Annotated in this window: 24 protein-coding genes; 15 read left to right on the top strand and 9 right to left on the bottom strand. The window is 64.8% G+C overall.

What is annotated here, in order from left to right:
* Window positions 1-89: 89 nt before the first annotated feature.
* Window positions 90-1,583 carry an NAD(P)/FAD-dependent oxidoreductase gene (locus J6500_RS19545; RefSeq protein ID WP_225714322.1) on the bottom strand — a complete coding sequence of 498 codons (1,494 nt, stop codon included), beginning with the start codon at window positions 1,581-1,583 and terminating at the stop codon, window positions 90-92.
* Window positions 1,584-1,677: 94 nt separating this feature from the next.
* On the opposite strand from J6500_RS19545, the gene J6500_RS19540 reads away from it, so the two are divergent.
* Window positions 1,678-2,220, top strand: coding sequence for a SixA phosphatase family protein (locus J6500_RS19540; RefSeq protein ID WP_225714321.1), 543 nt, complete (start codon window positions 1,678-1,680; stop codon window positions 2,218-2,220).
* Window positions 2,221-2,360: 140 nt separating this feature from the next.
* Entirely contained in the window at window positions 2,361-2,786 is a 426-nt protein-coding gene (locus tag J6500_RS19535) for a universal stress protein (RefSeq protein ID WP_225714320.1), read from the top strand.
* A gap of 69 nt (window positions 2,787-2,855) precedes the next feature.
* Here J6500_RS19535 and J6500_RS19530 read toward each other — a convergent pair whose 3' ends face one another.
* Window positions 2,856-3,092: a DUF1127 domain-containing protein gene (locus tag J6500_RS19530; RefSeq protein WP_225714319.1), complete on the bottom strand. Its 237-nt coding sequence runs from the start codon at window positions 3,090-3,092 to the stop codon at window positions 2,856-2,858.
* Window positions 3,093-3,273: 181 nt separating this feature from the next.
* Between J6500_RS19530 and J6500_RS19525 the strand changes: the two genes are divergently transcribed.
* Window positions 3,274-4,614: an aminotransferase-like domain-containing protein gene (locus J6500_RS19525; protein WP_225714318.1), complete on the top strand. Its 1,341-nt coding sequence runs from the start codon at window positions 3,274-3,276 to the stop codon at window positions 4,612-4,614.
* Window positions 4,615-4,926: 312 nt separating this feature from the next.
* On the opposite strand, the gene J6500_RS19520 is transcribed toward J6500_RS19525, so the two are convergent.
* On the bottom strand, window positions 4,927-6,096 hold the full coding sequence (locus J6500_RS19520; RefSeq protein WP_225714317.1) for a lactonase family protein: 1,170 nt from the start codon (window positions 6,094-6,096) through the stop codon (window positions 4,927-4,929).
* A 211-nt stretch (window positions 6,097-6,307) separates the two neighbouring features.
* Between J6500_RS19520 and J6500_RS19515 the strand changes: the two genes are divergently transcribed.
* On the top strand, window positions 6,308-6,691 hold the full coding sequence (locus J6500_RS19515) for a hypothetical protein (protein ID WP_225714316.1): 384 nt from the start codon (window positions 6,308-6,310) through the stop codon (window positions 6,689-6,691).
* Window positions 6,692-6,828: 137 nt separating this feature from the next.
* Here the strand turns inward: J6500_RS19515 and J6500_RS19510 are convergent, their stop codons facing one another.
* Together J6500_RS19510 and J6500_RS19505 are read right to left on the bottom strand one after the other, a co-directional pair.
* Entirely contained in the window at window positions 6,829-7,422 is a 594-nt protein-coding gene (locus J6500_RS19510; RefSeq protein WP_225714315.1) for a YdcF family protein, read from the bottom strand.
* A gap of 161 nt (window positions 7,423-7,583) precedes the next feature.
* Window positions 7,584-8,204 carry a hypothetical protein gene (locus J6500_RS19505; protein ID WP_225714314.1) on the bottom strand — a complete coding sequence of 207 codons (621 nt, stop codon included), beginning with the start codon at window positions 8,202-8,204 and terminating at the stop codon, window positions 7,584-7,586.
* 73 nt (window positions 8,205-8,277) lie between these two features.
* Between J6500_RS19505 and J6500_RS19500 the strand changes: the two genes are divergently transcribed.
* Window positions 8,278-8,712 (top strand): hypothetical protein, encoded by a 435-nt coding sequence (locus J6500_RS19500; protein WP_225714313.1) that lies wholly within the window; start codon window positions 8,278-8,280, stop codon window positions 8,710-8,712.
* 186 nt (window positions 8,713-8,898) lie between these two features.
* Here J6500_RS19500 and J6500_RS19495 read toward each other — a convergent pair whose 3' ends face one another.
* Entirely contained in the window at window positions 8,899-11,301 is a 2,403-nt protein-coding gene (locus tag J6500_RS19495) for an EAL domain-containing protein (protein WP_225714312.1), read from the bottom strand.
* 420 nt (window positions 11,302-11,721) lie between these two features.
* The gene (locus J6500_RS19490) at window positions 11,722-13,140 is read right to left on the bottom strand and encodes an MFS transporter (protein ID WP_225714311.1); all 1,419 of its coding nucleotides are present in this window, start codon (window positions 13,138-13,140) and stop codon (window positions 11,722-11,724) included.
* A gap of 606 nt (window positions 13,141-13,746) precedes the next feature.
* Between J6500_RS19490 and J6500_RS19485 the strand changes: the two genes are divergently transcribed.
* The 7 genes from J6500_RS19485 (at window position 13,747) to J6500_RS19455 (ending at window position 23,098) form a co-directional block, all read left to right on the top strand.
* Window positions 13,747-14,823, top strand: coding sequence for a lysylphosphatidylglycerol synthase transmembrane domain-containing protein (locus tag J6500_RS19485; protein ID WP_225714310.1), 1,077 nt, complete (start codon window positions 13,747-13,749; stop codon window positions 14,821-14,823).
* A 79-nt stretch (window positions 14,824-14,902) separates the two neighbouring features.
* Complete coding sequence (locus J6500_RS19480) at window positions 14,903-16,864, top strand: SGNH/GDSL hydrolase family protein (RefSeq protein ID WP_225714309.1); 1,962 nt, start codon at window positions 14,903-14,905, stop codon at window positions 16,862-16,864.
* 536 nt (window positions 16,865-17,400) lie between these two features.
* Window positions 17,401-18,987, top strand: coding sequence for an ABC transporter substrate-binding protein (locus J6500_RS19475; protein WP_376707830.1), 1,587 nt, complete (start codon window positions 17,401-17,403; stop codon window positions 18,985-18,987).
* Between the two features lie 291 nt (window positions 18,988-19,278).
* Window positions 19,279-20,211 (top strand): ABC transporter permease, encoded by a 933-nt coding sequence (locus J6500_RS19470; protein ID WP_225714307.1) that lies wholly within the window; start codon window positions 19,279-19,281, stop codon window positions 20,209-20,211.
* A 67-nt stretch (window positions 20,212-20,278) separates the two neighbouring features.
* On the top strand, window positions 20,279-21,100 hold the full coding sequence (locus tag J6500_RS19465; protein WP_225714306.1) for an ABC transporter permease: 822 nt from the start codon (window positions 20,279-20,281) through the stop codon (window positions 21,098-21,100).
* Window positions 21,097-22,077, top strand: coding sequence for an ABC transporter ATP-binding protein (locus tag J6500_RS19460; RefSeq protein ID WP_225714305.1), 981 nt, complete (start codon window positions 21,097-21,099; stop codon window positions 22,075-22,077). Before J6500_RS19465 ends, J6500_RS19460 begins: the two co-directional genes overlap by 4 nt.
* Window positions 22,070-23,098: an ABC transporter ATP-binding protein gene (locus J6500_RS19455; RefSeq protein WP_225714304.1), complete on the top strand. Its 1,029-nt coding sequence runs from the start codon at window positions 22,070-22,072 to the stop codon at window positions 23,096-23,098. Before J6500_RS19460 ends, J6500_RS19455 begins: the two co-directional genes overlap by 8 nt.
* Window positions 23,099-23,504: 406 nt before the next feature.
* On the opposite strand, the gene J6500_RS19450 is transcribed toward J6500_RS19455, so the two are convergent.
* Window positions 23,505-23,768 (bottom strand): DUF6894 family protein, encoded by a 264-nt coding sequence (locus tag J6500_RS19450; protein WP_249781572.1) that lies wholly within the window; start codon window positions 23,766-23,768, stop codon window positions 23,505-23,507.
* Window positions 23,769-23,859: 91 nt separating this feature from the next.
* Window positions 23,860-24,135, bottom strand: coding sequence for a 30S ribosomal protein S21 (gene rpsU, locus J6500_RS19445; RefSeq protein WP_225714303.1), 276 nt, complete (start codon window positions 24,133-24,135; stop codon window positions 23,860-23,862).
* Between the two features lie 443 nt (window positions 24,136-24,578).
* Here rpsU and J6500_RS19440 point away from each other — a divergent pair, with 443 nt between their 5' ends.
* The 3 genes from J6500_RS19440 to J6500_RS19430 form a co-directional block, all read left to right on the top strand.
* Window positions 24,579-24,788, top strand: coding sequence for a cold-shock protein (locus tag J6500_RS19440; RefSeq protein WP_195804097.1), 210 nt, complete (start codon window positions 24,579-24,581; stop codon window positions 24,786-24,788).
* 94 nt (window positions 24,789-24,882) lie between these two features.
* A complete protein-coding gene (locus J6500_RS19435) occupies window positions 24,883-25,155 on the top strand; it encodes a transcriptional regulator (RefSeq protein ID WP_225714302.1) in 273 nt (90 codons plus the stop codon).
* 432 nt (window positions 25,156-25,587) lie between these two features.
* Window positions 25,588-25,803, top strand: a 216-nt coding sequence (locus J6500_RS19430; protein ID WP_225714301.1) for a leucine zipper domain-containing protein, incomplete at its 3' end; no start/stop codon positions are given.

Raw genomic sequence — 25,803 nt, 5'->3', positions numbered from 1 at the left:
TTCAGGTCTTTGTTCAGGCGCAATCTTTCCGGAAAGCCACTTCGCGCGGTTCCGGGTCATGCTGCAGATACGAACCCCGCTGCGAGACGTTACATCCGCCCGTCCGAGATCCGCTCACTTTCTTGCGAGGCGTGAGGATACGCCTTCCCGTCCTCCTCGGACTGCCGCGGCGCAGGCGGCGGCATCGGCCGCGCAGCAGGCTGCGGCGGATGGCGAGGCGCCGGGCCCCTGGTGCCGGCCTTCAAATTGGCTTCGGCGAGCCGCGCCTCGCGGAGCCGCTCCCTGGCACGCGCCCCCTCGCGATAGCGCGCCAGCACGCCCGCGGCGGCCGAGGCTCCCCTCGCCCACAGGCCGATGAAATGACCGGCGACGCGGCCGGTGGTACCGCCCGCCCAGACCAGTTCGAACGGCGAGAACAGCCGCCAGCGATCGTCGCCCCACAGGATGCTGCGCGCGATCAACTGCCCGGCCAGCGCCGAGGTGTTGAGCCCCTGCCGGCCGAAGCCGCTCGCCACCCACAGGCCCCGGCGCAACTGGCCGATCTGCGGCATGCCGTGCACGGTCACACCGACAGCGCCGCCGAACGTATCAGATATCGGCACCTTGCCGAGCTGCGGAAACAGCGTGGCGATGCGGCGCTGCACCGCGGCGCCAAACCGCTTCGGCCGCGCGTCCCAGGTGGTTTCCGGACTGGCCCATAACAGGCGATCGCCGTCGACGATGCGGAAATGGTCGATGCCGTCGCTGTCGGCAACCGACCCGGGAAAACCGATCGCTTCGGCGAGCCGCTCCCCGAGCGGCTCGGTCAGCGCGGCGTAGCGCCACACCGGCAGCAGCGTGTCCGACAATCGCTTCAGCGGCGCGCCGAGATGGACGTTGCCGGCGAGCACGATGTGGGTGGCGCGCAGCCGCGCCGACGGTGTCACGATGCGCTTGCGGATGCCGGAAAAGTCGATGCTGACCACCGGCGTTTCCTCGAAGATCCGCGCGCCAGCCCGGGTCGCCAGCGCCGCGAGGCCATGGACATATTTGCGGCCGTCGATCTGGAGCGCCTTCGGATAATAGATGCCGTGGAAGTAGCGGCCGGTCCGGAGCACGCTGCGGACGCGATCGACCTGCCATCCCTCGACATCGGTCGCAAAGTCCTCGGTCAGGGCCTGCAGCCGGCTGATCAGAGCCTCGCCGATATCGACATTGGAGACTTCCAGCGCGCCGTCGCTCGGGCTGATGCCCGGGATCAGCTCCTCGGTGGCGGTGGCGCGGACATAGTCGGCGCCCTCCTTCGACAAGGCCCACAATTCGCGCGCATCCTGAAGCCCGACGCGCTCGATCAGATCGGCAACCGGCAGGCCGAATCCCGGCATCACGGTGCCGAGATGATGGCCCGACGCGTTCCAGCCGACCTGGCGCCCCTCCAGCACGGCAACGCTCGCACCGAGCCGCGCCGCTTCGCGCGCCACCGTCAGGCCGGCAAGCCCTGCGCCGACCACACAAATGTCGACATCGAGGTCGAACGCCAGACGGTCGCGGAACGGTGGGGTCTCGTTGGGGCCGTCCGCCGCACTTGTGGAAGTCTCGCTCATGGCGTTTCTTACGAACCGCCGCGGCGCTTGTCACCTTGTCCAAGGCATGAGCCTGTAGAATTAATGCCAACTGACCGAATCGAGATCGACATCCATGCGCCGTTTGCTGCTGCTGCGTCATGCCAAGACCGAAACCGACTCGCCTTCGGGGCACGACCAGGACCGCCGTCTCGACGACCGCGGCCACCGCGATGCGGCGGAGATCGGCGGCTGGCTCGCCGACCATCCACCTCTCCCCAACCGCGCGCTGGTGTCGCCGGCGGTCCGCACCACGCAGACCTGGGAGATCGTGCGCGAGGCGATGAAGGAGGCCGGACCGCAGCCGAAGGTCGAATTCGTGCCGGAACTCTACGGCGCCGACCCGACGCAATTGCTGACCACGATCCGGATGGCATCGGTCACCGATCCGAAGCGGCTGATGCTGATCGGGCATAACCCCGGCATGCACGAGCTCGCGTTGACGCTGACCGGCAGCGGCGACGAGACCTCGCGGCACGCGCTCAACGACAATCTGCCGACCTCGGGACTGGCGATTTTCGATTTCGCGATCGACGACTGGAATGAGGTGTCGTTCCGGCGCGGCAAGCTCGTCCTGTTCGTCAGTCCGAAACTGTTGAAGCAGGCCTCCCGTAATTGACACGGGCGGACATCACCGTTTCATCATGATATATTGCGGTTGCGCGACAGGGGCTGGTTCGCGTCAACGGTAAAACAAGAGGGCGCGCTCCCGGCACAGGGACGAAACGGCTCCAGACCAATCGCGGACAGGAGGCGCAGATGTACAAGTCCATTCTCGTGCCGATCGACCTCGCCGATACCGATCTGGCGAAGCCGGCGATCGCAACCGCTGCGACGCTGTCGAAGACCTGGAACGGCTCGGTCCGCCTGCTCAACGTGCTACCGATGACGCCGGTGATGCTCGCCGAATACGTGCCCGCGGATTTCGACAGCCAGCAGCGCGAAACTTCCGAAGAGGCGCTGTCCATCGTGGCGCGCGAGTCCGGCATCGAACCGGGCCGCATCTCGGGCGTCGTCCGCCAAGGCGGCATCTACCACGAGATTCTGGAAGAGGCCGCCGCGATGAAGGCCGACCTGATCGTGATGACATCGCACCGTCCGGCGATGCGCACCTACTTCCTCGGCTCCAATGCCGGGCACGTCGTGCGCTATGCCAAATGCTCGGTGCTGGTGGTGCGGCACTAAGGCTCGATGACGATTCAACCAAACCTCATCGCGCTTTAGCATCAGCCAGCGGCGCGCCTTCGAGCGGCCTCAGCGAATCCGCACCAGCTCGAAATCGATGTTGCCGGTGACGGCGGCTTCGATGTGGCAGCGCGAGAGCCCGATATCGCGCAGCGCCCGATCGTCGAGCTGGCGCAGCGTCTTGATGGCCTCGCGGCGCATCCAATAGGTGACGAGGGCATCGCTGCAACCTCGGAGCAATCGGAGCAATCCACCCGAGATACCGGACCGCGCGGGCGGCACCGCGGCTGAGGACATCGTGGTCATCGTCATCTCCTTCAGTGCCCGCGGCGGGTATGATATCCTATTGTCACAAATGCACTTTCGGCATTTGCGCCTTGGCGGCTGAGGATTGCTGTGCGCTCCTCAGTGCAATCGCGGGCTTGTTCCCGTAGCAATGATCCGATACATTGCTCGGAGCAAGGAAAACATTGCTCTCGGTGCAATAATGTCGCGATTCGAATATCTGAAACTGGCGGACGTCGTTGCCGCCGAGATCGCCTCTGGCGCGCTGAAGGCCGGCGACCGCCTGCCGCCGCAGCGCCACTTCGCCTATGAGCGCAAGATCGCGGTCTCGACCGCGAGCCGGGTCTATACCGAGCTGCTGCGGCGCGGGCTCGTGGTCGGCGAAGTCGGCCGCGGCACGTTCGTATCCGGCGAGGCACGCCGCGCCACCGCGCCGAACGAGCCGCGCGGCGCCCGCATCGATCTCGAATTCAACTATCCGCTGCTGCCGCACCAGGCGACGATGATCGCCAAGAGCCTCGAAGGGCTCGAGCGTCCCGAAGTGCTCGAAGGCGCGCTGCGCCCGGCGACGAGTTTCGGCACGCGCGCAGCGCGAACCATCTCCGCCGAATTCCTCGCGCGCAAGAGCTGGACGCCGAACCCCGACCAGATCGTATTCACCGCCAACGGCCGGCAATGCATCGCCGCGGCGCTCGCCGCCGTGGTGCCGCCCGGCGGACGCTGCGGCGTCGAGGCGCTGACCTATCCCTTCGTCAAAGGCATCGCCGCACGGCTCGGCGTCACGCTGGTGCCGCTCGCGATGGACGAGCATGGCGTGCGTCCCGACGCGGTGCAGAAGGCGCACCGCGAGGCGCACCTTAAGGCCATCTACATCCAGCCGACGATCCAGAACCCGCTCAGCATCACGATGCCAACGGAGCGCCGCGGCGAGCTGTTGCGTCTCGTCGAGAAGCTCGATCTCACCGTCATCGAGGATGCGGTCTATGGTTTCCTCGACGACGAGGTGCCGCTGGCTGCGCTGGCGCCCGATCGCTGCATCGTGCTCGACAGCCTGTCGAAGAAAGTGGCGCCGGGGCTCGCGCTCGGCTTCCTCGTCTCGCCGCCACGGCTGCGCGAGAGCATCATGGCCGCGGTGCGCTCCGGCGGCTGGATCGCGTCGGGCTACGCCTTTGCGGCGGGGCAGCGGCTGATGGCCGACGGCACCGCCGCCGAATTGTCGCGGCTGAAGCGGATCGATGCCGGCCGCCGCCAGCAGATGGCGGCAAAGCACCTGTCAGGGTTCGAGGTCCAGACCAATGCCAAATCCTATCACCTCTGGCTGACCCTGCCGCCGCACTGGCGCTCGCAGACGCTGGTCGCCGCCGCGGCGCGCCGCGATATCGCGCTGACGCCGTCAACGACGTTTGCCGCCACGCCGGGACACGCGCCCAACGCGGTCCGGCTCGCGCTCGCCGCACCGCCGATGGAGCAGCTCGACATCGGCCTGCGCACGCTGGCGGGCATGCTGAGCGCGACCGAAGAGGATTTTGATACGACGGAGTGACGTAGCGTTTTCGGTTCGGCAGCTCGAACCACGCCGATGCCGGTGGCGCGAGGGCTTACAGGTCAGGAAGGCACCACCGGATGGGTTCCCTCCCCCCCCCCCCCCTTGCGGGGGAGGGTTAGGGACAGGAGTAAGCCGCGCGGGCGATGTTTGTGGCCTACCCCTCTCCCCCGCAAGGGGGGAGAGAGCCCTTCCACCTCCCGTGCAGCCTAAAGCAAGATCGGCTGAGCGAGATGTGTGCATGCCCTAGCGCAAAGGGAGAGGTGAACCTGCGATGTCGGTCTATCTCAACCCAAACAGAATGAATACAAGCTACGGCCCCATCCTGGCCGAGGCGGGATGGCCCGGCACCTGAAAGCGCTTGCCGGTATCCGTTACGTTCGTGCCATCTACCTTCAGTATCGAGAAGTCCTGCGTCAAATAGTTGCCGACGAGAAGGTATTTGCCGTCAGGCGTGAATACCGCGGCCTCCGGCAAGCCGCCAACCTCGATATCCTGGATCTTGCTCACCTTCTTCCCATCAATCTTCAGCACTGTGATGCTGCCGTTCTTTTCATGGAAGTATGCATTCTTCATGTTGGAGCCGCGCAGAATCACGGCGACCGCGACGTCGCCCTTGGGACTGATTGCAAGACCCTCCGGACCGTCGCCCACCACCACGCGATCGATGATGCGCGGCGGATTGCTCTCCAGATCGATGACGCTCGTGGTATCCACGCTTCCATCGGAGGCACCGGCGTTGCCGTTGTCCGCGGTCAGCGCGATTTTCCCGCCGGGTGCGGCCTCGACGTTGTAGGGCCACTGGCCGGCCGGAAGGTCAACCTTGTTGTACGTTACCTTGTCGCCTGCGATATCCAGCATTGAGATCTTGTGCGCAGGGAAGCGGGCGACCAGGGCTCGCTTGCCATCCGGTGTGAACGTCACGTGCGACGGACTGTCCGGCATCGCAATCGTGTCCGTGATCTTCACGTCAGTGCCATTCACGGAGAGGACGCTGATCGAATTGTCCCCGCGATTGGCGACGAGCGCCATCTTGCCGTCTGGACTGAAGCTGAGCCCGGATGGCTGCTTCCCGCCCGTGAGCGTCGCAGCCAGGTTGGGCGGATCGGCCTGCAAATCCACCACGTAGATCTTATTGTCGAGCACCTGTTTCAGCGCCTCTCCGTCCTTGACGACATCGACGGAGTCGGCGACCAGCGCCATCGTTCCGCTCGGATGGATCGCAACGTTCACAGGCGGTCCGACCACTGAGTTCTTCAGCGGCAAGGCAGCAACGACCTTCGGGGTTTCAGGAGAGGCGAGATCGACGACGAGAACCTGATCCTTGCCGGCCGCAGAGAGAACGGGCTTGCCGCCGTCGTCCCACAGCAGCTTCTCGTCAAGCCCCACGATCATAAATGGCTTCGCGTGCCCAGTGCTGAAGCTGGTACTGAGCAGCATGGCGGCCGCAACAGATAATCCTATGGCATGGCTACGGGACATCTCGGCGTTCTCCCCAAATATATGTCCGGCCTCTGGAGGGCTGGTGTGGCAGCTTACGCCGCGGAACATTCGTTCGCCAGTGGTCTCTTATCTGCTCGGGGCCGACAAGCGGACGTTCTCGCCGAGTTTTATGGGTTGCGTCTGACCCATTGGAGACATCTGCCACCTGCGCTAGGGTCTCTTCATGACGGGGTGTCCGACCAATGCCATCATGACCAGCTTCGACTCGTTATCTTGGCACGATGCAGTGCTGCAAGAATTGCTAATCAATCGGCGTGACCCCGGAGCGCGTGATGAGGTTCGCCTTCAAGTAGTCTGGCCTGATGGTGGTCGAGCAGCATTGTTATTTCGCGAATGCTATGGCTTTGCGGCGGAGATGAACTTCGGCGTCATCGCCAATGAGCAAATTGCTGTAGCTTCAACGATCCAAGATGATCCATATCTGGTTTCGCTTCGAGACCGTTGGATACCGCTCGGCGTGTCGTTGGATATGCTGCGCTGCTATCGACTTGAGACCTCTTCGACAGGTAGCGTCATTCGAATCTATGCGATGGAATTTGCGATCACGCACCTAAGCCAAATTGATCTCAAATAGGCCTTGCACAGTCCCGTTCCAGATGTCGCCTCCTGGCCTTTTCGGACCTTGAGCACTGTCCAGTTTGAGTCCACAGAGCGCCTGATCGCGGACATGGGTGAAGTGCGCTCGCGAGCCTGCGGCTATTAGTACACACGCTAGGCGACCGGCCACTCCGCGATAAAGCCCCTCGCCTTGTAGGGCTCGATCTTGTCCCACTCGTGCAGTACGCGGCGGCGGAATTCGGCGTCGGTGTGCCAGCGCGCGCGGGGCGTGGCAAAACTGTCGACCGTGAGCAGCATCTTCTCGACCTCCGGCCAGTGCCGCTGCAGGGTCATCGGATAGCGCCGCGCGGTCCAGGTGTTGCCGAGGCAGATCACGCTCCTGATGTTGACGATGCCGAGCGCGGCGTCGATGACCGGCAGCGAGAAGATCACGTTCTCGCCGGTGTTTTGGGCGCGGTGCTCTTCGAGGATCCGCATCGCGGGCACGCCGCGCGCGACCATCCCGGATTTGATGACCGCGCATTCGGTGAGGTTATCGCCCGGCGTCAGGCCGCCGCTCACGATCGCCCAGCGGGCTAAACCCTCGCGCCAGAGCCGCACAGCCGCGTCGACCCGCTCGGCGACATCGACGCGGGTACCGAACACGAACAGCAGATCGGCGGGCTTGAGCGGTGTCTCGATCAGATGCCGCGCATTGATCGCGGCGATCTCCGCCTCGGGCGGCATCCGTAAACTTCGGTCTTCCATACCCCGCTCCGGCCATGACATCGCGTCCAACGCGCGATGAGATCAGGTTGAATCATCATCGCGCTTTAGTTCTTTGTTTGGGCATGCTCTCTTCGGAAAACCGCATCACACTTTTCCGGATCATGCTCTGGACGATGCCCTGCGCAGCCGCGGCGGCGAAGTCACGTTTCATTGCGCTTGGTTGCGGCGGGAAGCAGCGCCTCGGGCAAATCGTCAAAACTGTAGCGGCGCGGCCGGTTGCGGGTGATGAAGCCGCCGATCTGCCAGGCGAACAGCGCGGCAAAGCCGACCAGGAACAGCGCGCCGGCCCATTCGGCCGTGAGCAGCGCGCGCAGCAGCAAGCCCGCCATGGCGACGGCAAGGCAGGCCAGCAGCGCCAGCGCCGCGGTGTAAGTTGTCGGCCCGAGGCCGCCGACCAGCGCGGCCTTGCTGCCGGCCGCCTGCATCCGACGATGCAGCTCGACGATGAAGTCGCGATAGAGCTGCCCCTGCGGCGCCACCAGGGTCGCGGTCTGCCAAGTCGTCGACAGGATCGCGATCCGGCCGCCCTTGGCGTTGTCGATGTCGGCGCGAAACCGCTGCTGCTGCATCGACACCGGACGATAGGACAGTTTCACGATGGAGATGTCCCGATAGTCCCACACGCCGGACCGGCCGGCGATCCGCCACGACAGGCCGGCATCGGTCAGCTCGAACTGATGCGCGGAGCCGATCAGGGAGGCCTTGTACGCATAGCGAGCGGCTGCGCCCTCACCCGCTCGATCCTGCAAATTTGTCGGCAATCCGCCATTCCATCTGTTCAAACGCCCGGGCGCATGCTTGCGCGGCGCACGGCGCCTATCCTACAAGCGAGGTATGCCCGAGACGACCTATTTTCCCCGTTACCTCATCCTCGGCGGCGCGATGATCACAGGCGTGCTGCTGGCGCTGGCCGTGCACATGCTCGGCGCGCGCTACGGGCTCGATCTCGGCGGCCTGTGGCGGTCCGACAGCCGCGAGTTCATGCCGGCCGGTGCCGCCATTGCCTGGTGGCTCATCGCGAGCGTCGGGTTCTCCGGCGGCTACTTCACCGCCAATCTGATGCATAGCGCGGTGGCCGGCCAGATCCCGCAGCGGATGCGGAACCTGCTGATCGTGATCGGCGTCCTGATGCTGGCTGGTGCCGGTCAGGCCGCATCGGCACCGAGCAGCGTATCGACCATATCAGCCGTTCTCGCCGGCCTCGCCGCACTCTGCCTCGGCGCGGCGATGGCGTTTTGCGGCGCCTATTTCGCGCTGCGCAAGACTTAGATCGTGGCGCGAGGGGCGCCCGTCCCGATTTCGGAATATTGGAAGAATACCCCTGAGTTGCCCGACATGTCAAGCTTGCCTTGTCGGACACCCTGCCTTGCCGGCCGCCGGCTCCTTTGCATGGGGTTGTTTTCGCCGTTTTGTGTCCGGCGCCACCCGGCTCGAGCCGATCGCATCATGCTCCGGTCACGCCACCGATCGTTCCGGCGCCTTGTACAGCATCTTGGCAACGTCGGCGGCCGGCCGCGGCGGGCTGAACAGGTAGCCCTGTGCCTGCGTGCAACCCTCCTGCCGCAGCAGGTCGAACTGGGTGTCGGTCTCGACACCTTCGGCCGTGGTCACGATGCCGAGGCTCTTGCCGAGGCCGGTCACCGCGCGGACGATCGCCATCGATTCATCGCGGGTCGCAAGGTCGGTGACGAAGGAGCGGTCGATCTTGATCTTGTCGAATGGGAAGCTGCGCAGATAGCTCAGCGACGAATAGCCGGTGCCGAAATCGTCGAGCGAGATCCGGACCCCGAAGCCACGCAGCTCGTGCAGCACGGCGAGCGTCGCCTCGCTGTTCTGCAGCAGCACCGACTCTGTGATCTCGAGCTCGAGGCGATCGGCCGCCAGGCCGGATGCATCCAGCGCCGCCTTCACCGACGTCACCAGGTTCGGATTCCTGAACTGCACCGGAGACAGGTTCACGGCGACCGCGATGTCTTTCGGCCAGCCCGCGGCATCGATGCAGGCCTGGCGCAGCACGATGTCGCCGAGCGGAACGATGAGCCCGGTTTCCTCGGCGATGGGAATGAAATTGTTCGGCGCGATCAGGCCGCGCTGCGCGTGATTCCAGCGCACTAGCGCCTCGAATGCGACGACCTGGTCGCCCACGACATCACGGATCGGCTGGTAATAGACCGCGAACTCGTCGCGCTGCAGCGCCAGCCGCAGGTCGCGCTCCAGCATGCGGCGCGCCTGCGCGCGCGCGTCCATGCCGGTTTCGAAGAACCGGTAGGTGCCGCGGCCGTCGGCCTTGGCGCGGTACAGCGCGAGATCGGCCTTCTGCAACAGCTCGTCGGGATCCGTCCCGTCCTCCGGCGCGAGCGAGAGGCCGATGCTGACGCCGATCACGAGCTGATGCCCGCCGATCTCGTAGGGCGCCGCGAGCCGCTCGACGACATGGCTGGCGAGCGCCGACACCACCGACGGTTCGCAATTGCTGCAGAACTGCACGATCGCGAATTCGTCGCCGCCGAGCCGCGCCACGGTGTCGTGCTCGGTTACGCATTCAACGAGCCGGCGCGCCACCTCGCGCAGCAGCGCATCGCCGATCGGATGCCCGAGCGTGTCGTTGATCTCCTTGAAATGGTCGAGGTCGAGGCAGAGCACCGCGAGCTGGTCGGCGCGCTTGGCGAGCCGCAGCGCCTTTTCGAGCTGCTCGCGGAACAGGGTGCGGTTCGGCAGATTGGTCAGCGCGTCATGCCGCGCCATGTGCGAGATCTGCTCCTGGGCCTGCTGCCATTCGGTGATGTCCTCGAAGGTGGCGACCCAGCCGCCGCCCTTCATCGGCTGGTCGACGACGCGGATCGCGCGGCCCTGGCGGCTGACGATGCGCGTCGCGGTGTTGCCTGCCTTCGCTTCGGCGATCAGGCCGGCGCAGAATTCCTCGGGATCGCCCTCCCATTCGCCGATGCCGCGCAGATCCTGCAGAACGTCGATCAAGAGGCGGCCCTGCAGCGCGATGGTGTTGTGCCCCATCAGCTCGCTGTAGCGCTCGTTGAACAGCATGATGCGGCCGTCGGCATCGAACATGCACAGGCCCTGCGACATGTTCTCGAGCGCGGTGTCCAGCACCACCTTCTGCTTGTGCAGCTCGGTCTTGGCGCGACGATCGAGGATGGAGGCGATCAGCGACAGCCCGAGGATCGCGAAGGCCGCAACCGCCGTCATGAACGACAGGACGCGCGGCGAGACCGAAAGCCCGTCAAAGACAATGGTCGGATCCGGCACCAGCGTGACGGCGCCCATGGCGGTGAAATGATGCGAGACGATCGCAACCGTCAGCAGACCGGTTGCCGCCGCGGTATAGCCCCAGCGCTCGCCATGCGTGGCGACGAGGAGCGCAAGCGCGCCGAACAGACTTCCGAATGCGACCGAGGCCGCGACGATGCCCGGCGACCAGACGATGCGCGCGGGCAGCTCCAGCCCCATCATGCCGGTGTAATGCATGGCGGCGACACCGAGGCCGACGATCGCGCCGCCGGACGCGACCGTCCACCAGCGCTCGTCGAGCGATGCGACGGCCAGTCCGATGGCCAGGATCGAAACTGCGAGCACCAGCGACAGCAGCGTGATCGGAATGTTGTATCCGGCCTCGACGCCGGGCTCGTAGGCAAGCATGGCGACGAAGTGGGTGGCCCAGATCCCGCAGCCGCCGACCGCCGCATCGAGACCGATCCAGATGTCCCGGGCGCGGCCATGCGCCGCGCGGGCGCGGTGAAACAGGCTGATCGCGACCGCGCTAGCAAGCAGGCAGATCACGCCACCAAGGACGACCAATCGCCAGTCGTGTTCCAGGGTGAGACAGGTGAGAACGCGATACATATAGGCCCCCGTTATGGACCTATAAAAGCGACGCCATTCGTGTATGAACGGTAACGGGACTGGATCCAGTTCCGCGCATGGTGAAGAAGCCTTGAACGAAGGGCGAAATTGCCGAAGAAAACGGCAATCCTCCAAGGGTTTCGCGGCCCGACAGCTAGCCGCGCAGCCCGGGGATCAGTTCGCCGCCGGTCTCGACCTTCAGCGACGAGCCCGCAAAATCATCGAAGCATCTCGGCGGCCGCAGCCAGCCGATCGGCGAGCAAGCTGGCAAACGGCAGCGTCACGCCGAACGTCGCAGCGCGGCTGATGAAGCGGCGACGGTCAATCGGCGCAGGCATCGGGATTGGCCCCCGTCGGCGGTCACCGCCGACCTACGCAACGTTAGATGCAGGCCTGCCATTCCACAACCGCCGCCATCGTTCATTGTCGAACTTGTGATGACGCGCCGATCCAGATCAACGCGCCTGCCGCAAGCAACACGCCGGCCGAAATCACCAGCGCCGCGTGCAGGCCGGTGATGAAGGCCGCGGACCGGCCGACCAGTGAGCCGAACAGCGCGACGCCGAGCACGCTACCGGTCTGCCGCGTCGCGTTCAGCACGCCGGCCGCGATCCCGGCGCGCTGCGGCTCGACGCTGCCGAGCAGCGTCGATGTCAGCGGCGGGACCAGCAGGCCGAGCCCGCCGCTCATCGCGATCAGTTGCAGGCAGATCGCCGGATAGCTGGTGTCGCGATCGATGCCGAGCGTCGCTAGGCAGCCGGCCGCCGTGATCGCAGCACCGAGCGCGATCGTGGCCGGCGCGCCGACCCGCTCCGCAAGGCGCGGCGCGATCAGATTGGCCGGCAGGACCACGCCCAGCATCGGCACGAAGGCAAGACCGGTCTGGAAGGCCGAGAGGCCGTTGACCTGCTGGAAGTAGAGGCTGAGCACGAAGATCAGGCCGTAGAACGCGACATTGACCAGCAGGCCGACCAGCGAGCTCAGCGCGAACAACCGCTCGCCGAACAGCGACAATGGCAACATCGGCTGCGGCGCCCGCGCCTCGCGCCAGACGAACAGCGCGGCGAAGCCGGCCGCAAGGACGAAACCTGCAATCACCAATGGATGGCTCCAGCCGAGCGCGCCGCCCTCGATCAGCGCGCCGGCCAGCGTGCCGAGCGCGGCAATCGCGGCGAACTGGCCCGGCAGATCGAGCTCGTGGCTTTGATGACGCGTGGTCTCGCCGGCATAGCGCCAGGCCAGCCACAATCCGGCGATGCCAATCGGCAGATTGACCAGAAAGATCGCGCGCCAGCCGACCAATGTGATCAGCGCGCCGCCGACAAACGGGCCGGCGGTCAGCGCGAGGCTCGCGCCAGCGGCCCAGATGCCGACCGCGCGGCCGCGCGCCTTGTCGTCGGCATACGCATGACGGAGCAGCGCGAGCGAGTTCGGCACCAGGATCGCCGCCGCGAGCCCCTGCACGCAGCGCGCAGCGATCAAGGTCACGGCATCGGGCGCGAGCGCGCACGCCGCCGAGGCGGCCGTGAACAGCGCGAACCCGGCCATGAAGATGCGCTTGGCGCCGATGCGATCGCCAAGCGCACCTGCGGTCAGGATGAAGGCGGCAAACGCGATGGTGTAGGCGCTGACCACCCATTGCAGTTCGGCCACGCCGCCGCCGAGCGCAGCACCGATCGCATTGAGTGCGGTGTTGACGATGGTGACATCGAGCTGCACCACGCCATAGCCGAGACTCATTGCGGCAAGCGTCAACGTCGTCGCAAGTCCGGCCGAGGCCGGATCAAGCGCTGCGGATCGATCCGGCCTCGGCCGGACGCTTTGGGATGTCTGCTGCATCGGCGAACCTCAGATCTTCGCTGACCAATGCAAGACATAGGCGTTCGTTCGGCGCGATACTTCGCTTCAGACCGAAGTGTCATATCCCGCGCCGGTCGGGGCACGCGGGCAGCACACGCCTCGCGCGGCGTTTTGCCTCAATAGACCTACGGATCGGTCAAATGCGGCTTCGCCCCTTCCCGGCCGGCACTTCGCCCCCATATCGCGGATGATCGCGCATCGACTTGAGACCTTGGTAAACGCTGCCGGCGGGCCCGGTGCCCTTACCTGAGCGCATATCGTCCATTCGCATGGTGGCCGACGGCGCGCTGCAGCGCGGATAAAGTGGCGAAATCGCGGAAAACCTGCCGAAACCCGCCGGGAACGGTGGAACGTTCGGCACTTCGCGCGCAGCGAACGCAAGCGCGGCGACTCACAATCCGCGAGGCGGAAACATATGTAGGACGTATGACAGTGACGACCGACGAGGACCCCAGCTTGGCTTGTCAAGGGCTGCACAAGGCACCGGTTTTGCCTTATGGGTCATCGCGCACGGTGCGTTTGCCCGTCGCCCGTCGTCGTCCGTGACCGGGTCCCATTGAAATTGCCGTCCCGCCGGGAGGATGAATGCATCGGCTGCTGACCACGCTCGGGCGTGGCTTCAAGGAAAAGATCGGCTGGAAACGGCTCGGGATCGCCGCGAGTCTGCTCATCATCGTGCTGGCGATCACGTCGCTCGTGCATACGCTGAAGGGCGTCGACGCCGGAGTCATTCTGACCGCGCTGACCGACATCGCGCCGCACCGGATCGCGCTCGCCGCGCTGTGCGTGGTCGGAGCGTTCTGCACGCTGACCTTCTATGACTTCTTCGCGCTGCGCACGATCGGCAAGATCCACGTCCCCTACCGTATCGCGGCGCTGTCGAGCTTCACCAGCTACACTATCGGCCACAATATCGGCGCCACCGTCTTCACCGGCGGCGCGATCCGCTTCCGGATCTATTCCGACTACGGCCTCTCCGCGATCGACGTCGCCAAGATCTGCTTCCTGTCCGGGCTGACCTTCTGGCTCGGCAATCTGTTCGTGCTCGGGATCGGCATGGCTTGGCATCCTGCCGCGGCGTCGGCGATGGACCTGCTGCCGCCGGCGATGAACCGGCTGATCGCGATCGGCTGCCTCGCCGGCATCGGCGCCTATTTCGTCTGGCTCCTGACCGGCGAGAAGCGCCGCGAGCTCGGCCAGAACGGCTGGAAGGTCATCCTGCCTTCGGCCCGGCTGACGCTGCTGCAGATCCTGATCGGCGTGGTCGATCTCGGCTTCTGCGCGCTCGCGATGTACCTGTTGATGCCGACCGAGCCGCATATCGACTTCGTCTCGCTGGCGGTGGTGTTCATCCTGGCCACCCTGCTCGGCTTCGCCAGCCATGCCCCCGGCTCGATCGGCGTATTCGACGCCGCAATGCTGGTGGCGCTGCCCGAATTCAGCAAGGAACAGTTGCTGGCGACCCTGGTGGTGTTCCGCATCCTGTATTTCCTGATCCCGTTCGGGATTTCGATCTCGATCATGGGTATGCGCGAGCTGTGGCTGAACGTGGTGCAGCCCTGGCAGGAACGAAAGCGATTGAGCCAGGCCTGCACGGCTTCGGCGACCGTGCGGCAACCGATCGAAAGCCGGCCGCAGCGGGTCAGGCAGCTGAAGCGGTAACAGCGACGTTATCGATCAGATCCCGGCCCTCGGCGCCCGGAGTACTTATTTTCGCCTCACCCGTGACGTCAAACGCGCCATGCTTGGGTTTTTGGCTCGATCCTCGTTTCGTTTGACGGTTGCAGCCGTGCTGCTTGGCAGCGCGCTGGCGGCGGCTTTCGCCTCCGCCGCAGCGGCGCAGGACGCCCAGCCGCTGCAAATCTCCTGGGAAGTCCGCAACCGCTTCCGCCTGTTCCGCGAGGAACGCGACTTCCGCCTGCATGTCGAAAGCGGCCTTGGCCGCAGCATCTTGGCCTCGGAGCAGGCGCTGGAGCTGCAGAGCGACGGCCGCGGCTGGGCCCGCAACATGGTCAACCGGCTCTGCATCGACCTGCAGGGCCGCGTCAACGAGCCCTGCACCCGCGACAACGTCAAGGAAAGCTATCTGACGCCGACCGACCACCCGATCGTGGTCCGCCTCACCGGCCCGGTCCCGGTCGGCGCGACCTGCGCCTGGTCGTTCGACGACGGCGACGGGCCGCAGACCTCGACCTTCGATTGCGCCGAACCGGTCAACCTGCGGGTCCGTTATGGCCGCACTACGGTCGCGACCGTCGACGTCGCGAGCGGCGCCGAAGCCAACCAGCGCGTGTCGACCGAGATCGCGGTGCGCGATTTCTTCATCGCCGGCCTCGGCGACAGCATCGCCTCCGGCGAGGGCAATCCCGACCGTGCGATCGGGCTCTCGGACGAGGGGTTCTGCTTCCGCGCCTATCTCGACGGCGGGCAATATTACCGGCCGAGCCGCGCCGGCTATAAGGGCGGACGGGCCTGCGAAGCGCCGGACACTCTGGCGAACTGGCAGCGCCACAGCGCGCTGTGGCTCAACTCGGCCTGCCACCGGTCGCTGTACAGCTACCAGACCCGCACCGCGCTGGCGCTCGCCGTGCAGTACCCGCACATCGCGGTCACCTACCTGCCGCTGGCCTGCACCGGCGCCACCATCGCCGACGGCCTGCTCGGCTCGCAGCAGGCGCGCGAGTGCCTGCCGACCAAGAGCGCCAGCAGTTGCTCGGGGACCGTCAACGGCCAGTTGGCCGAGCTGCGCACCGCGCTCGCGGCCGCCAAGCGCCGTCAGCCGGACCGCACGCTCGACCTCGTGCTGCTGTCGATCGGCGCCAACGACATCTATTTCTCCGGCCTCGTCGCCAACGTGATCGTCGATACGCCGACCGAGCGCACGCTGTTCAGCCAGGGCGGCTCGATGGCCAGCGTCGAGGATGCGCGGTCGGCGCTGACCCGCGATCTGCCGTCAGGGTTTGCCAAGCTGCGCGAGGCGCTGAAGCCGCTGGTCGGCGGCGACCTCTCCCACGTGATCTATACCGCCTACGCCAACCCGGCGCTGAGCAATGGCGGTACGCCCTGCCCCGGCGGCCGCGCCGGCTTCGAGATCCATCCCTCGTTCAATGCCGATCCCAAGCGGCTCGCCGCCGTCTCGAGCTTCGTGCAGAACGAGTTCCTGCCGCAGCTCAAGGGCATCGCGCAGTGCCAGTCCGGCATCATCTGCCGCAATCCGCAGACCGACCGCATGACGTTCGTCGATGCGCATCAGGAGGCGTTCGCGAGCCACGGCTTCTGCGCACGGGCATCGACCGATCCGCAGTTCGACCGCGACTGCTTCGCCGCCAATGGCGACAGCTTCGAATCCGATATCGTCGCGGCGGCCAGCCAGCCGCTCAAATGCGGCCGCAGCGCCGGCGAATATCGCGCCTATCTGCCGCGCGCCCGCTGGATCCGCGATGCCAATGACAGCTATTTCGCGGCGATGACCTATCCGCAGGGGCTGCCGTCCTCGATGCAACCGAGCGATATCCACGATGCGACCTGGGGCATCCTGTCGGCGGTCTATGGCGGCGCCGTGCATCCGAGCGCAGAAGGGCATGCCGCGATGGCCGATGCCGCAGTGCCCGCGGCCGCCAGCGTGCTGCAGCTCGACACCGCCGTCGGCGAGGTGATCTCGCAGCCGGTCGCGCCGCTGCCGGCGACGCCGGCGCAGCGCTAGATCGCCGCTCGACATCCTCCGCGCGCAGGTCAGGACCGCCGCGGCGGGGCGCCCAACCAAAATGGCGAAAACAACCCCATGCAAAGGAGCCGGCGGCTGCCGGCGTTCGAAACGGCAACCTTGACGCGTCGGGCAACTCGACCGTGTTATTCCATTATTCCGAAACCGCGCCACCTCTCGCTCCAAGCCGACGCCTTCGGCGGCGAACAGTACGAAAACCTATTCAGTCGCAAATGCTTAATCGGCGGAACGACATTGCCGATGAGGAGCGGGAGCCGTTCAAGGTCCGCCGGACGCTGTCCCCCTGCAACTTCCGGATGTATGCTTTTCGTACTCCGGCCGCTGTGACGCCCTTATCGACCAGCCACCTTCGTCAGTCCGATCGCGCGCCACCTGCTGCTTCCGATAGCCGTCCCTCGACGACGCCTCCACGTCTGTTTGGTTGCGATCGTCGCCGGCACGATATGTGCAGCCTTGCGCTCGACACGCTTCGAGTGGTCAACTCGCTGATCACACCTCCCCGTTGGAGACGCATGATGTTCAAGACAATTGCGATGGTGGTTGGTTTGGGGCTGGCACTGTCGGCCGCTGCGGAAGCCCAGACCCCGCGCAAGGGCGGCACCATCAGGATGACGGCGCCCTACGGCTCGAGCTTCACCAGCATGGACATTCATACGTCCCCGCGCGCCCAGGACGAGATCTACGCCAAGGCGCTGCACCGGTCGCTCTACATCTGGAACTCGGCCGAAGGCAAACCGGTCCTTGAGCTTGCCAAGGAGGACATCGTCTCCGGCGGCGGTCTCATTCATACCTTCAAGCTGCGCGACGACGTCTATTTCCACAACGGCCGCAGGATGACGGCCGACGACATCATCTGGTCCTACAATCGCATCATCGACGGCACCAAGGCGTATCCCGGCGCGCGCTTCGTCCGCGTGGTCGAGGGCGCCGCCGCCGTCGAAAAGGGCCAGGCCAAGGAAATCTCCGGCCTGAGGAAAATCGACGACTTCACGCTCGAGATGAAGCTGACCGAGAAAGTCGATCCGGGCTTCTACTTCTTCAACGCGATCACCTCGATCTATCCCGCCGACGAGGCCGCCAAGGAGGGCTTCATCCAGAAGCCGATAGGCCTCGGGCCGTTCAAATTCGTCGAGCACGTGCCGGGATCGCGTGTCGTTCTGGAGCGATGGGAAAAATTCTACAAGCCCGGCAAGCCCTACGCCGACAAGCTCGTCATCTCGCTGATGAGCGAAGCCGCTGCGCGCGATGTCGCCTTCCGCAACAAGGAGATCGACACCTCGGTGCTCGGACCGGCGCAGTATCTGGCCTACCAGGCCGACCCCGCGCTGAAGGGCACCATCGTCGAGGTCGCCGAAGTCTTCACGCGCTATATGGGGATGAACCCCGCGTTTAAGCCGTTCGCCGACAAGCGGGTCCGGCAGGCGATCAACCATGCGATCGACGCCGATCTGATCATCAGCAAGCTGGTCAAGGGCAAGGCCTATCGCGCCACAAGCTGGCTGCCGCTGACCTCGCCGGCTTACGACAAGACCATGAAGCCCTATGTTTTTGATCCCGCCAAGGCGAAGCAACTGCTGGCGGACGCCGGCTACCCTGGCGGCTTCGAGTTCGAGTGGACCACCAGCCAGAATGAAAGCTGGGGCCTGCCGATCGTCGAGGCCATCATCCCGATGCTGGACAGAGTGGGCATCAAGGTGAAGGTCAAGCAGGTCGAGACCGCGGTGCTCGCAGAGGTCATCCGCAAGGGCGAATTCCAGGCCTACATCTATTCCCAGGCGACCGGCCCCGATCCGCAGGCTGCCCTCAAATGCTTCCATTCGGCGACGCCGCAATCGGCCTGCAACTACATGAGCTTCAAGAACGCCGACTTCGACAGGATGCTCGACGAAGCCGGGCAAACCGACGCTCCCGAAAAACGCATCGAGCTGCTGCAAAAGGCCAATGCGCTGCTGCAGGAAGAAGCGCCGGTCTGGTTCTTCAACTACAACAAGGCCGTGATGGCGGTGCAGCCCTGGCTCAAGGGGATTCAGCTCAATGCGACCGAGCTGACCCATCAAAACGTCGAAGACCTCTGGGTCGACGAGACCTCGCCCGCGAAGTGACGCGCTCTTGCCCTCCCTCGGTCGCAACGCAGGGGCTATCGCATATGAAGGGCGGAGGCTTATGCGCTGGCTCGGTTGGCCTCTCCCGCTTGCGGGGGAGGCCGGATCGCATCGAAGATGCGATCCGGGTGGGAAGTATTTCCACGGTAGGACTCGTGGAGAGACCCCCACCCCAGCCCTCCCCTGGAAGCGGGAGAGGGAGCCGAACGTCGATGCCCGGCACGACCAAAATCTTCATATGCGATCGCCCTGCATCGCAACGGGCGATAGAGGGAGGGAGGAACAGTTCCAATGCTCTCCTTCCTGATCCGTCGAATCCTGCAAACCGTTCCGATCGTGCTGGCCGTCGTGCTGGTGATCTTCGTGCTGTTCAGCGTCGTTCCGGGCAGCATCGCATCGACCGCCGACGACGGCCGGGGCCCGACCGACCCGCAGGTCGTGGAACGGATGAAGAAGCAGCTCGGCCTCGACGATCCCGTCTACATTCGCTTCGGCAAATACATTGCCAGCCTCGCGCAAGGCGATTTCGGGACCTCGTTCCGCACCCGCGAGCCGGTTGCGACCATGATCGCCAAGCGGACATGGCCGACACTGCAATTGATCTTCGCGGCGATCGTCTTTGCAATCGCGATCGGCGTCCCGCTCGGCTTCTTCGCGGCGCTCCGGCCTGGCAGTATCGTCGATACTGTCTCGATGGTCATCGCGGTCTCGGGGCTGTCGATCGCCAAATTCTGGCTCGGGCTGCTCTTAATGTACGTGTTTGCGCTGAAACTCGGCTGGATGCCGAGCTTCGGTTATGGCGATGGCGGGCTGAAATATCTGATCTTGCCCGCGGCAACACTCGGGGTCTCGCCAATGGCGCTGCTGGCACGGACGACGCGGGCCGCGGTTCTCGAGATCATGACTGCGGATTTTGTCCGGACCGCGCGCTCGAAGGGCATGAGCGAGACCAAGGTGGTGCAGTGGCACGTGATGCGCAATGCGCTCGTCCTTATTCTCACGACGATCGGCCTGCAATTCGGCGCGTTGATGGGACAGGCTGTCGTCGTCGAGAAATTGTTTTCCTGGCCGGGCATCGGCTCGCTCCTGGTCGACAGTGTGCTGCAGCGCGACATTCCCGCGGTTCAGGGTTCCATCCTGGTGGTGGTGCTGTTCTTTCTGGCGATCAACACGCTGATCGACGTGCTCTACGGCGTGATCGATCCGAGGATCAGGTACACATGAGCGGTGATCGCCTTCCTTGTGTCTGCGTACCATCGACCGTACCACGTGCCGCGGCGGAGCGGCCGCGATGAAGCTCGGAACCAGCCTCATCATCGGCGCCGTATTGTTCGCGCTCGCGATCATCGTCGGCGTGCTGGCGCCCTGGCTGGCGCACACCGATCCGGTGATGGACGCCAATCTGATGAATGCGGAGGAGCCGCCGAGCTGGATCTGGTGGTTCGGCACCGACGCGCAGGGCCGCGACATCTACTCGCGGGTGGTCTACGGCGCGCGCATCTCGCTGACCGTCGGCATCGTCTCGCAGCTCGTCAACAGCATCATCGGCGTGACACTCGGCCTGAGTGCGGGCTATTTTGGCGGCTGGTGGGACGACGTCGTCAATGGGCTGACCAATCTCATGCTCGCGATCCCCTCGCTGATCTTCGCGCTCGCCATCATGGCGGTGCTCGGGCCCGGCCTGACCAGCCTCCTGATCGCGCTCGGGCTGACCAACTGGTCGTTCACCTGCCGGATCGCGCGGGCCTCGACGCTGTCGCTCAAGAGCCAGGGCTATGTGCAGGCCGCAAGAGTGCTCGGCTACGGCGATCTGCGCATCATGATCACGCAGCTGCTGCCCAACATGCTCGGCCCCATCATCGTCATCGGCACGCTCGGCATGGGCAGCGCGGTGCTGGCCGAAGCCTCGCTGTCGTTCCTCGGCCTCGGCATCCGTCCGCCGTTTCCGAGCTGGGGCAGCATGCTGTCGGAGGCGCGCGACCAGATCACGACGGCGCCGTGGCTGTCGATCTTCCCCGGCCTTGCGATCTTCCTGACGGTGCTCGGCCTCAATCTGCTTGGCGACGGCTTGCGCGACATTCTCGATCCGCAATCGCGGAGCCGGCGCATATGACGGGCCCTCCGCTGATCGAAGTCGAGGATTTGCGCATCGACCTCGACGCAGGATCCCGCCGCGTCGCGGCAGTCGAAGGCGTGTCGTTCCGCATCGAGCGTGGCGAGACGTTCGGCCTGGTCGGCGAATCCGGCTGCGGCAAGAGCATCACGGCGCTCGCGCTGATCGGCCTGTTGCGCCATCCGCTGTCGGTCGCCGCCGGTGCCATCCGGTTTGAGGGCCGCGAGATTCAGCGGCTGGCCGCGGCCGAGCAGCGCGACCTCCGCGGCAACCGCATCGCGATGATCTTCCAGGAGCCGATGACGGCGCTCAATCCGGTCTCGCCGGTCGGCCGGCAGATCGCGGAGATGTTCGTGCTGCACAAGGGCAAGAGCTGGCGCGAGGCCAACCAGCTCGCCGTCGAGGCGCTGGCCAGCGTCCGCGTCCCCGCGCCGGAGCGGCGGGCGAAGGATTATCCGCACCAGTTGTCCGGCGGCATGCGCCAGCGCGTGATGATCGCCATCGCGCTGGCGTGCGGGCCGGATCTTCTGATCGCCGATGAGCCGACCACCGCACTCGACGTCACGGTGCAGGCGGAGATCGTCGAGCTGATGCGCAACCTGTGCGCCGAGCGCGGCACGGCCATCCTGATGATCAGCCACGATCTCGGCCTGGTCGCCAATGTCTGCCGCCGCGTCGCCGTGATGTATGCCGGCCGCATCGTCGAGGTACGCGGCTCCGACGAGATCTTCCGCGCCTGCGCGCATCCCTATACGCAAGGCCTGGTCGACTCGCTGCCGCGGCTTGGCACGCGCGCCGCACTCGGCCGTACCAGGCTCAGGGAGATCGCGGGCGTGGTGCCGGCGATCGCGGATTTCCCGAGCGGTTGCCGGTTCAATCCGCGCTGCGCACAGGCGACCGAGATCTGCCGGACCACGGCGCCCGAAACGGCATGGCTCGGCGGAGGCGGCCTCGTCAGGTGCCACCACCATGCATGACCCTGCGGCGAGCCCCGGTGACGATGTCATCCTCCGCGTCGAGGATCTCGCGGTACATTTTCCGATCGGCGGCGGCTTCTTCGGCGGTGGGCAGCGGCTGCTACGCGCGGTCGAGGGCGTCGATCTCGAATTGAAGCGCGGCGAATGCCTCGGTCTGGTCGGCGAATCCGGTTGCGGCAAGTCGACGGTGGCACTGTCGCTGCTCGGGCTGTTGACGCCGACGCGCGGCCGCATCGTGCTGGACGGCAAGGTCGTGACGGGCCGGCAATCGGGCGATCGCAAGGCACTGGCCCGCATCGTCCAGATGGTGTTTCAGGATCCCTACGCCTCGCTCAATCCGCGCCAGACCGTTCGCCGCACGCTCGAGGATCCGCTGCGCCTGCACGGCGTGACCGCCAAGAGCGAGATCGACGACCGTGTCGCGGCGATGCTCAGGCATGTCGGCCTGCGGCCCGAGCAGGCCGACCGGTACCCGCACGAATTCTCCGGCGGCCAGCGCCAGCGCATCGGCATCGCCCGCGCGCTGATTCTCAATCCGAAGATCGTCATCTGCGACGAGCCGGTCTCGGCGCTCGATGTCTCGATCCGCGCCCAGATCATCAATCTGCTGCTGGAACTGAAGGAGACACTCGGCCTCTCCTACATCATGATCAGCCACGACCTCGGCGTCGTCGAGCATATGAGCGACCGGGTCGCCGTGATGTATCTCGGCCGCATCGTCGAGACCGGGGGCTGGCGCGACATCTTCGAACGGCCGGCGCACCCGTATACGCAAACCCTGATCGCGGCGATTCCCGATCCGCTGCGCCGCGCGCCGCTGGCGACGGCAAAGGGCGAACTCCCGAACCCGCTCAATCCGCCGGATGGATGCGCGTTCGCTCCGCGCTGCCGCTTCGCCGAAGCGGTGTGCCAACGCGCGCCCGTGCCGCCGCTGGACACGCGGCCCGACGGGCACGCAGTGCGATGCTGGCGCGCCGAGGACATCGCCGGTGAAGTCTTCGGCGACGCCGCCTTCCCGTAGTACCGACGAGGCGACGCGCGCGGAAGCAATCTTTGGTGCGCGAGAAAGATCACTTCGTCTCTTCATTCATGACAGCCGAAGGCGATCCCAGTTGGGCGCTCCTCGATCGGCGAGGCGACGCTATAACGACCTTGCACGTTCGCGAAGGAAGACTGAAAACTGAAGTCCTACCACGACGCTGAAGCCGAAAGGCGAAGGTCGCGGCGGGAATTTCTAGTCACGACGGGGACTTCCAGCAAGCGTAGCCCGCATGAGCGAAGCGATATGCGGGAGTTCGTGAACCCGCATATCGCTTCGCTCATGCGGGCTACTTACGCGAAAACCGCTTCGCACTTTTCCGGATCGTGCTCTGGCGAGCATGCAACGCTGCACGACGGTCCGGCATGTGAGGCTTCGTGTCACTACGCTACTTGCTGTCGGTGAAAATGAGTGCGGCTTGAAACACGCTCCGGGTATCGGTTCGTACCTCGACGGATATGTTTTGCGGTTCGTCCGTGGTCGCGAGATCGCGGGCAAGACCTGCCAACGCCTCGGCTGCCTCCACCTCGGCTTCGCGCTGAGTTCCAAACTCCAGCCCCTCCTCGTCGGGATAGAGTCCGGTGTTGTCCCTGATATCGAAATAATAGCGCGTCACTGCGGCGCCTTCCTGATGGACACTCTTTCTCAACATCAGCACCAACTGACCGTTCCTGACGAAAGAGGCCCGCTAAATCCGGGCCGATAGGGACAGTGTTGCTGCCGCTTGGATCGGAGTTCCCTGGTTAGCCCGCCGGCCCGGAAATCTGCGGTAGCGGCGGCTTGCGCTCCGGAAGCTTCTTCTTCGGAGGCGCAGGCAGCAAACCTTCTCTGATTGCCTGCTTTCGGGCGAGCTTGCGGGCCCGGCGAATGGCTTCGGACTTCTCGCGCGCCTTTCTCTCCGAGGGCTTCTCATAGGCGCGTCGCTGCTTCATCTCCCGGAAGACGCCTTCACGCTGCATCTTCTTCTTCAGAACGCGAAGCGCCTGGTCGACATTGTTGTCTCGAACAACGACCTGCATTGAAACTCCTCGATAGGCTGCGACTGGAACGATCCTGCACGCAGCCGATTGCGCAGGAAACTTGTTGCGAATGGGAGAATGAGCGCAACCGCGGACGTCTTCGCCGGTCTCGAACGAGCAGGTTAGCTCGTCATGGCGATGCGCGGTTCAGTTCGGGCGAGGTGATCATCCCAGCGCAGCCGAGTCAATCGATAAGGCCTTGGTGTGCGCCGGCGGATCGTCGCGAATTGCTCTTCGGCCGGCACCGAAATCGGCGCGCTGAGAACAAATTGGCCGCCTTGCTTGCAAAGGCGTAAAAATCGTGTATATTGACTTCATTCGATTAGCCGCTGTGCCTTGTTGAACGTGCCCGCGGGCTCCTTTTCCAAAGACATCGACGAAGTTGAAAAAACGCTCGCGCGATTGTTGCGCGGCTCGCGCTTGTGCGCTTTGGAGAAGAAAAAATGACGACAGGTACCGTGAAGTGGTTCAACGGCCAAAAGGGCTTTGGATTCATCCAACCGAACGACGGCAGCAGCGATGTGTTCGTTCACATCAGTGCGGTCGAACGCGCCGGTCTTTCGGGTCTCGCCGAAGGCCAAAAGGTCAATTACGAGCTCAAGACTGACAAGATGCGGGGAAAAGTTAGCGCAGAGAACCTCTCGCTGGCCTGATCTCGCAGCGCCGTTTCACGGACGTACTGGAACGGCATGGCGCCCGCTCGATCTCCGGATTGAGCGGGTTTTGCTCGTTGGGAAGAGGTGAACGATGAACGTCAGGAAATCGGCAGTACCGTCGCCTGCAGCGGTCGCGCGCGCCGATCGTCAGCGCATCGCCGCCGAAGAGGGCGTGCGGGCAATCGCTGATATCGAACGGCGGGCGATCGAGGTTCGCAAAAATATGGAGCGGCTCCGCAAGTTGCGTGAGGCCAAGGAAGTTGCGGATGCGGCACTCGCAGCAACCCTGCCGTCGCCAGCACCCAAGAAGCATACGAGAAGGTCGCCGCGATCGGCGGCGTCAACGCCGAATCTCCGTGGTTGAACAGGTGCCCGTGCCGTGGGTAAGGCTAAGGCACCCCGATCCGGCGGGACGTTGATGGACATTCTCGCGTGCGATCTTGAACCTTTTTTCGTCCCGGCAATACGGATCAGTACCGGGATTTTGTTAGTACCCTCTCGGGCTAGAAGGCGGCGCCGTCCGTAAGATTTCAAACGGGCGGCGCAGCTTTGACGGGCCGCCTCGGTTGGTGAGGCCATTTTCGTTGAGCTGAACCAGCAAATCCGCTCCTAAAGCGCGATGAGGTTTGGTTGAATCGTCATCGCGCTTTAGCTCTTTGTTGAGTACGATCTTTTCGGAAAACCGCTTCGCGCTTTTCCGGATCATGCTCTAGCTGTGAACTTTCAGGAGGTTGTCCATTCGGCCCTGACCGGGAACTCTGAAGTCGCCAAACACCAGCGATTCGCGGAGAACCGAATGGACGTTCACAAGAATGCGCCTCTGACGCCGAAAGGTCGAGAGGCGATGGTGCGAAGTGTTGTTGAGCGAAGGCTGAGCCAGGCGGTCGCCGCGCGCCAGTTCAACACCACCGCGAAGACAGTCGCCAAGTGGGTCAAACGCTTCCGCGCGGACGGCGTGGATGGGTTGCGAGATCGTTCCTCACGGCCTCTTTCATCGCCAAGCCAAACCCCG

It is taken from the genome of Bradyrhizobium semiaridum (assembly GCF_020329505.1).
Classification (GTDB): domain Bacteria; phylum Pseudomonadota; class Alphaproteobacteria; order Rhizobiales; family Xanthobacteraceae; genus Bradyrhizobium; species Bradyrhizobium semiaridum.
The sequence above is the reverse complement of the archived record's forward strand: the minus strand, read 5'-3'. Positions and strand labels throughout refer to the sequence as shown.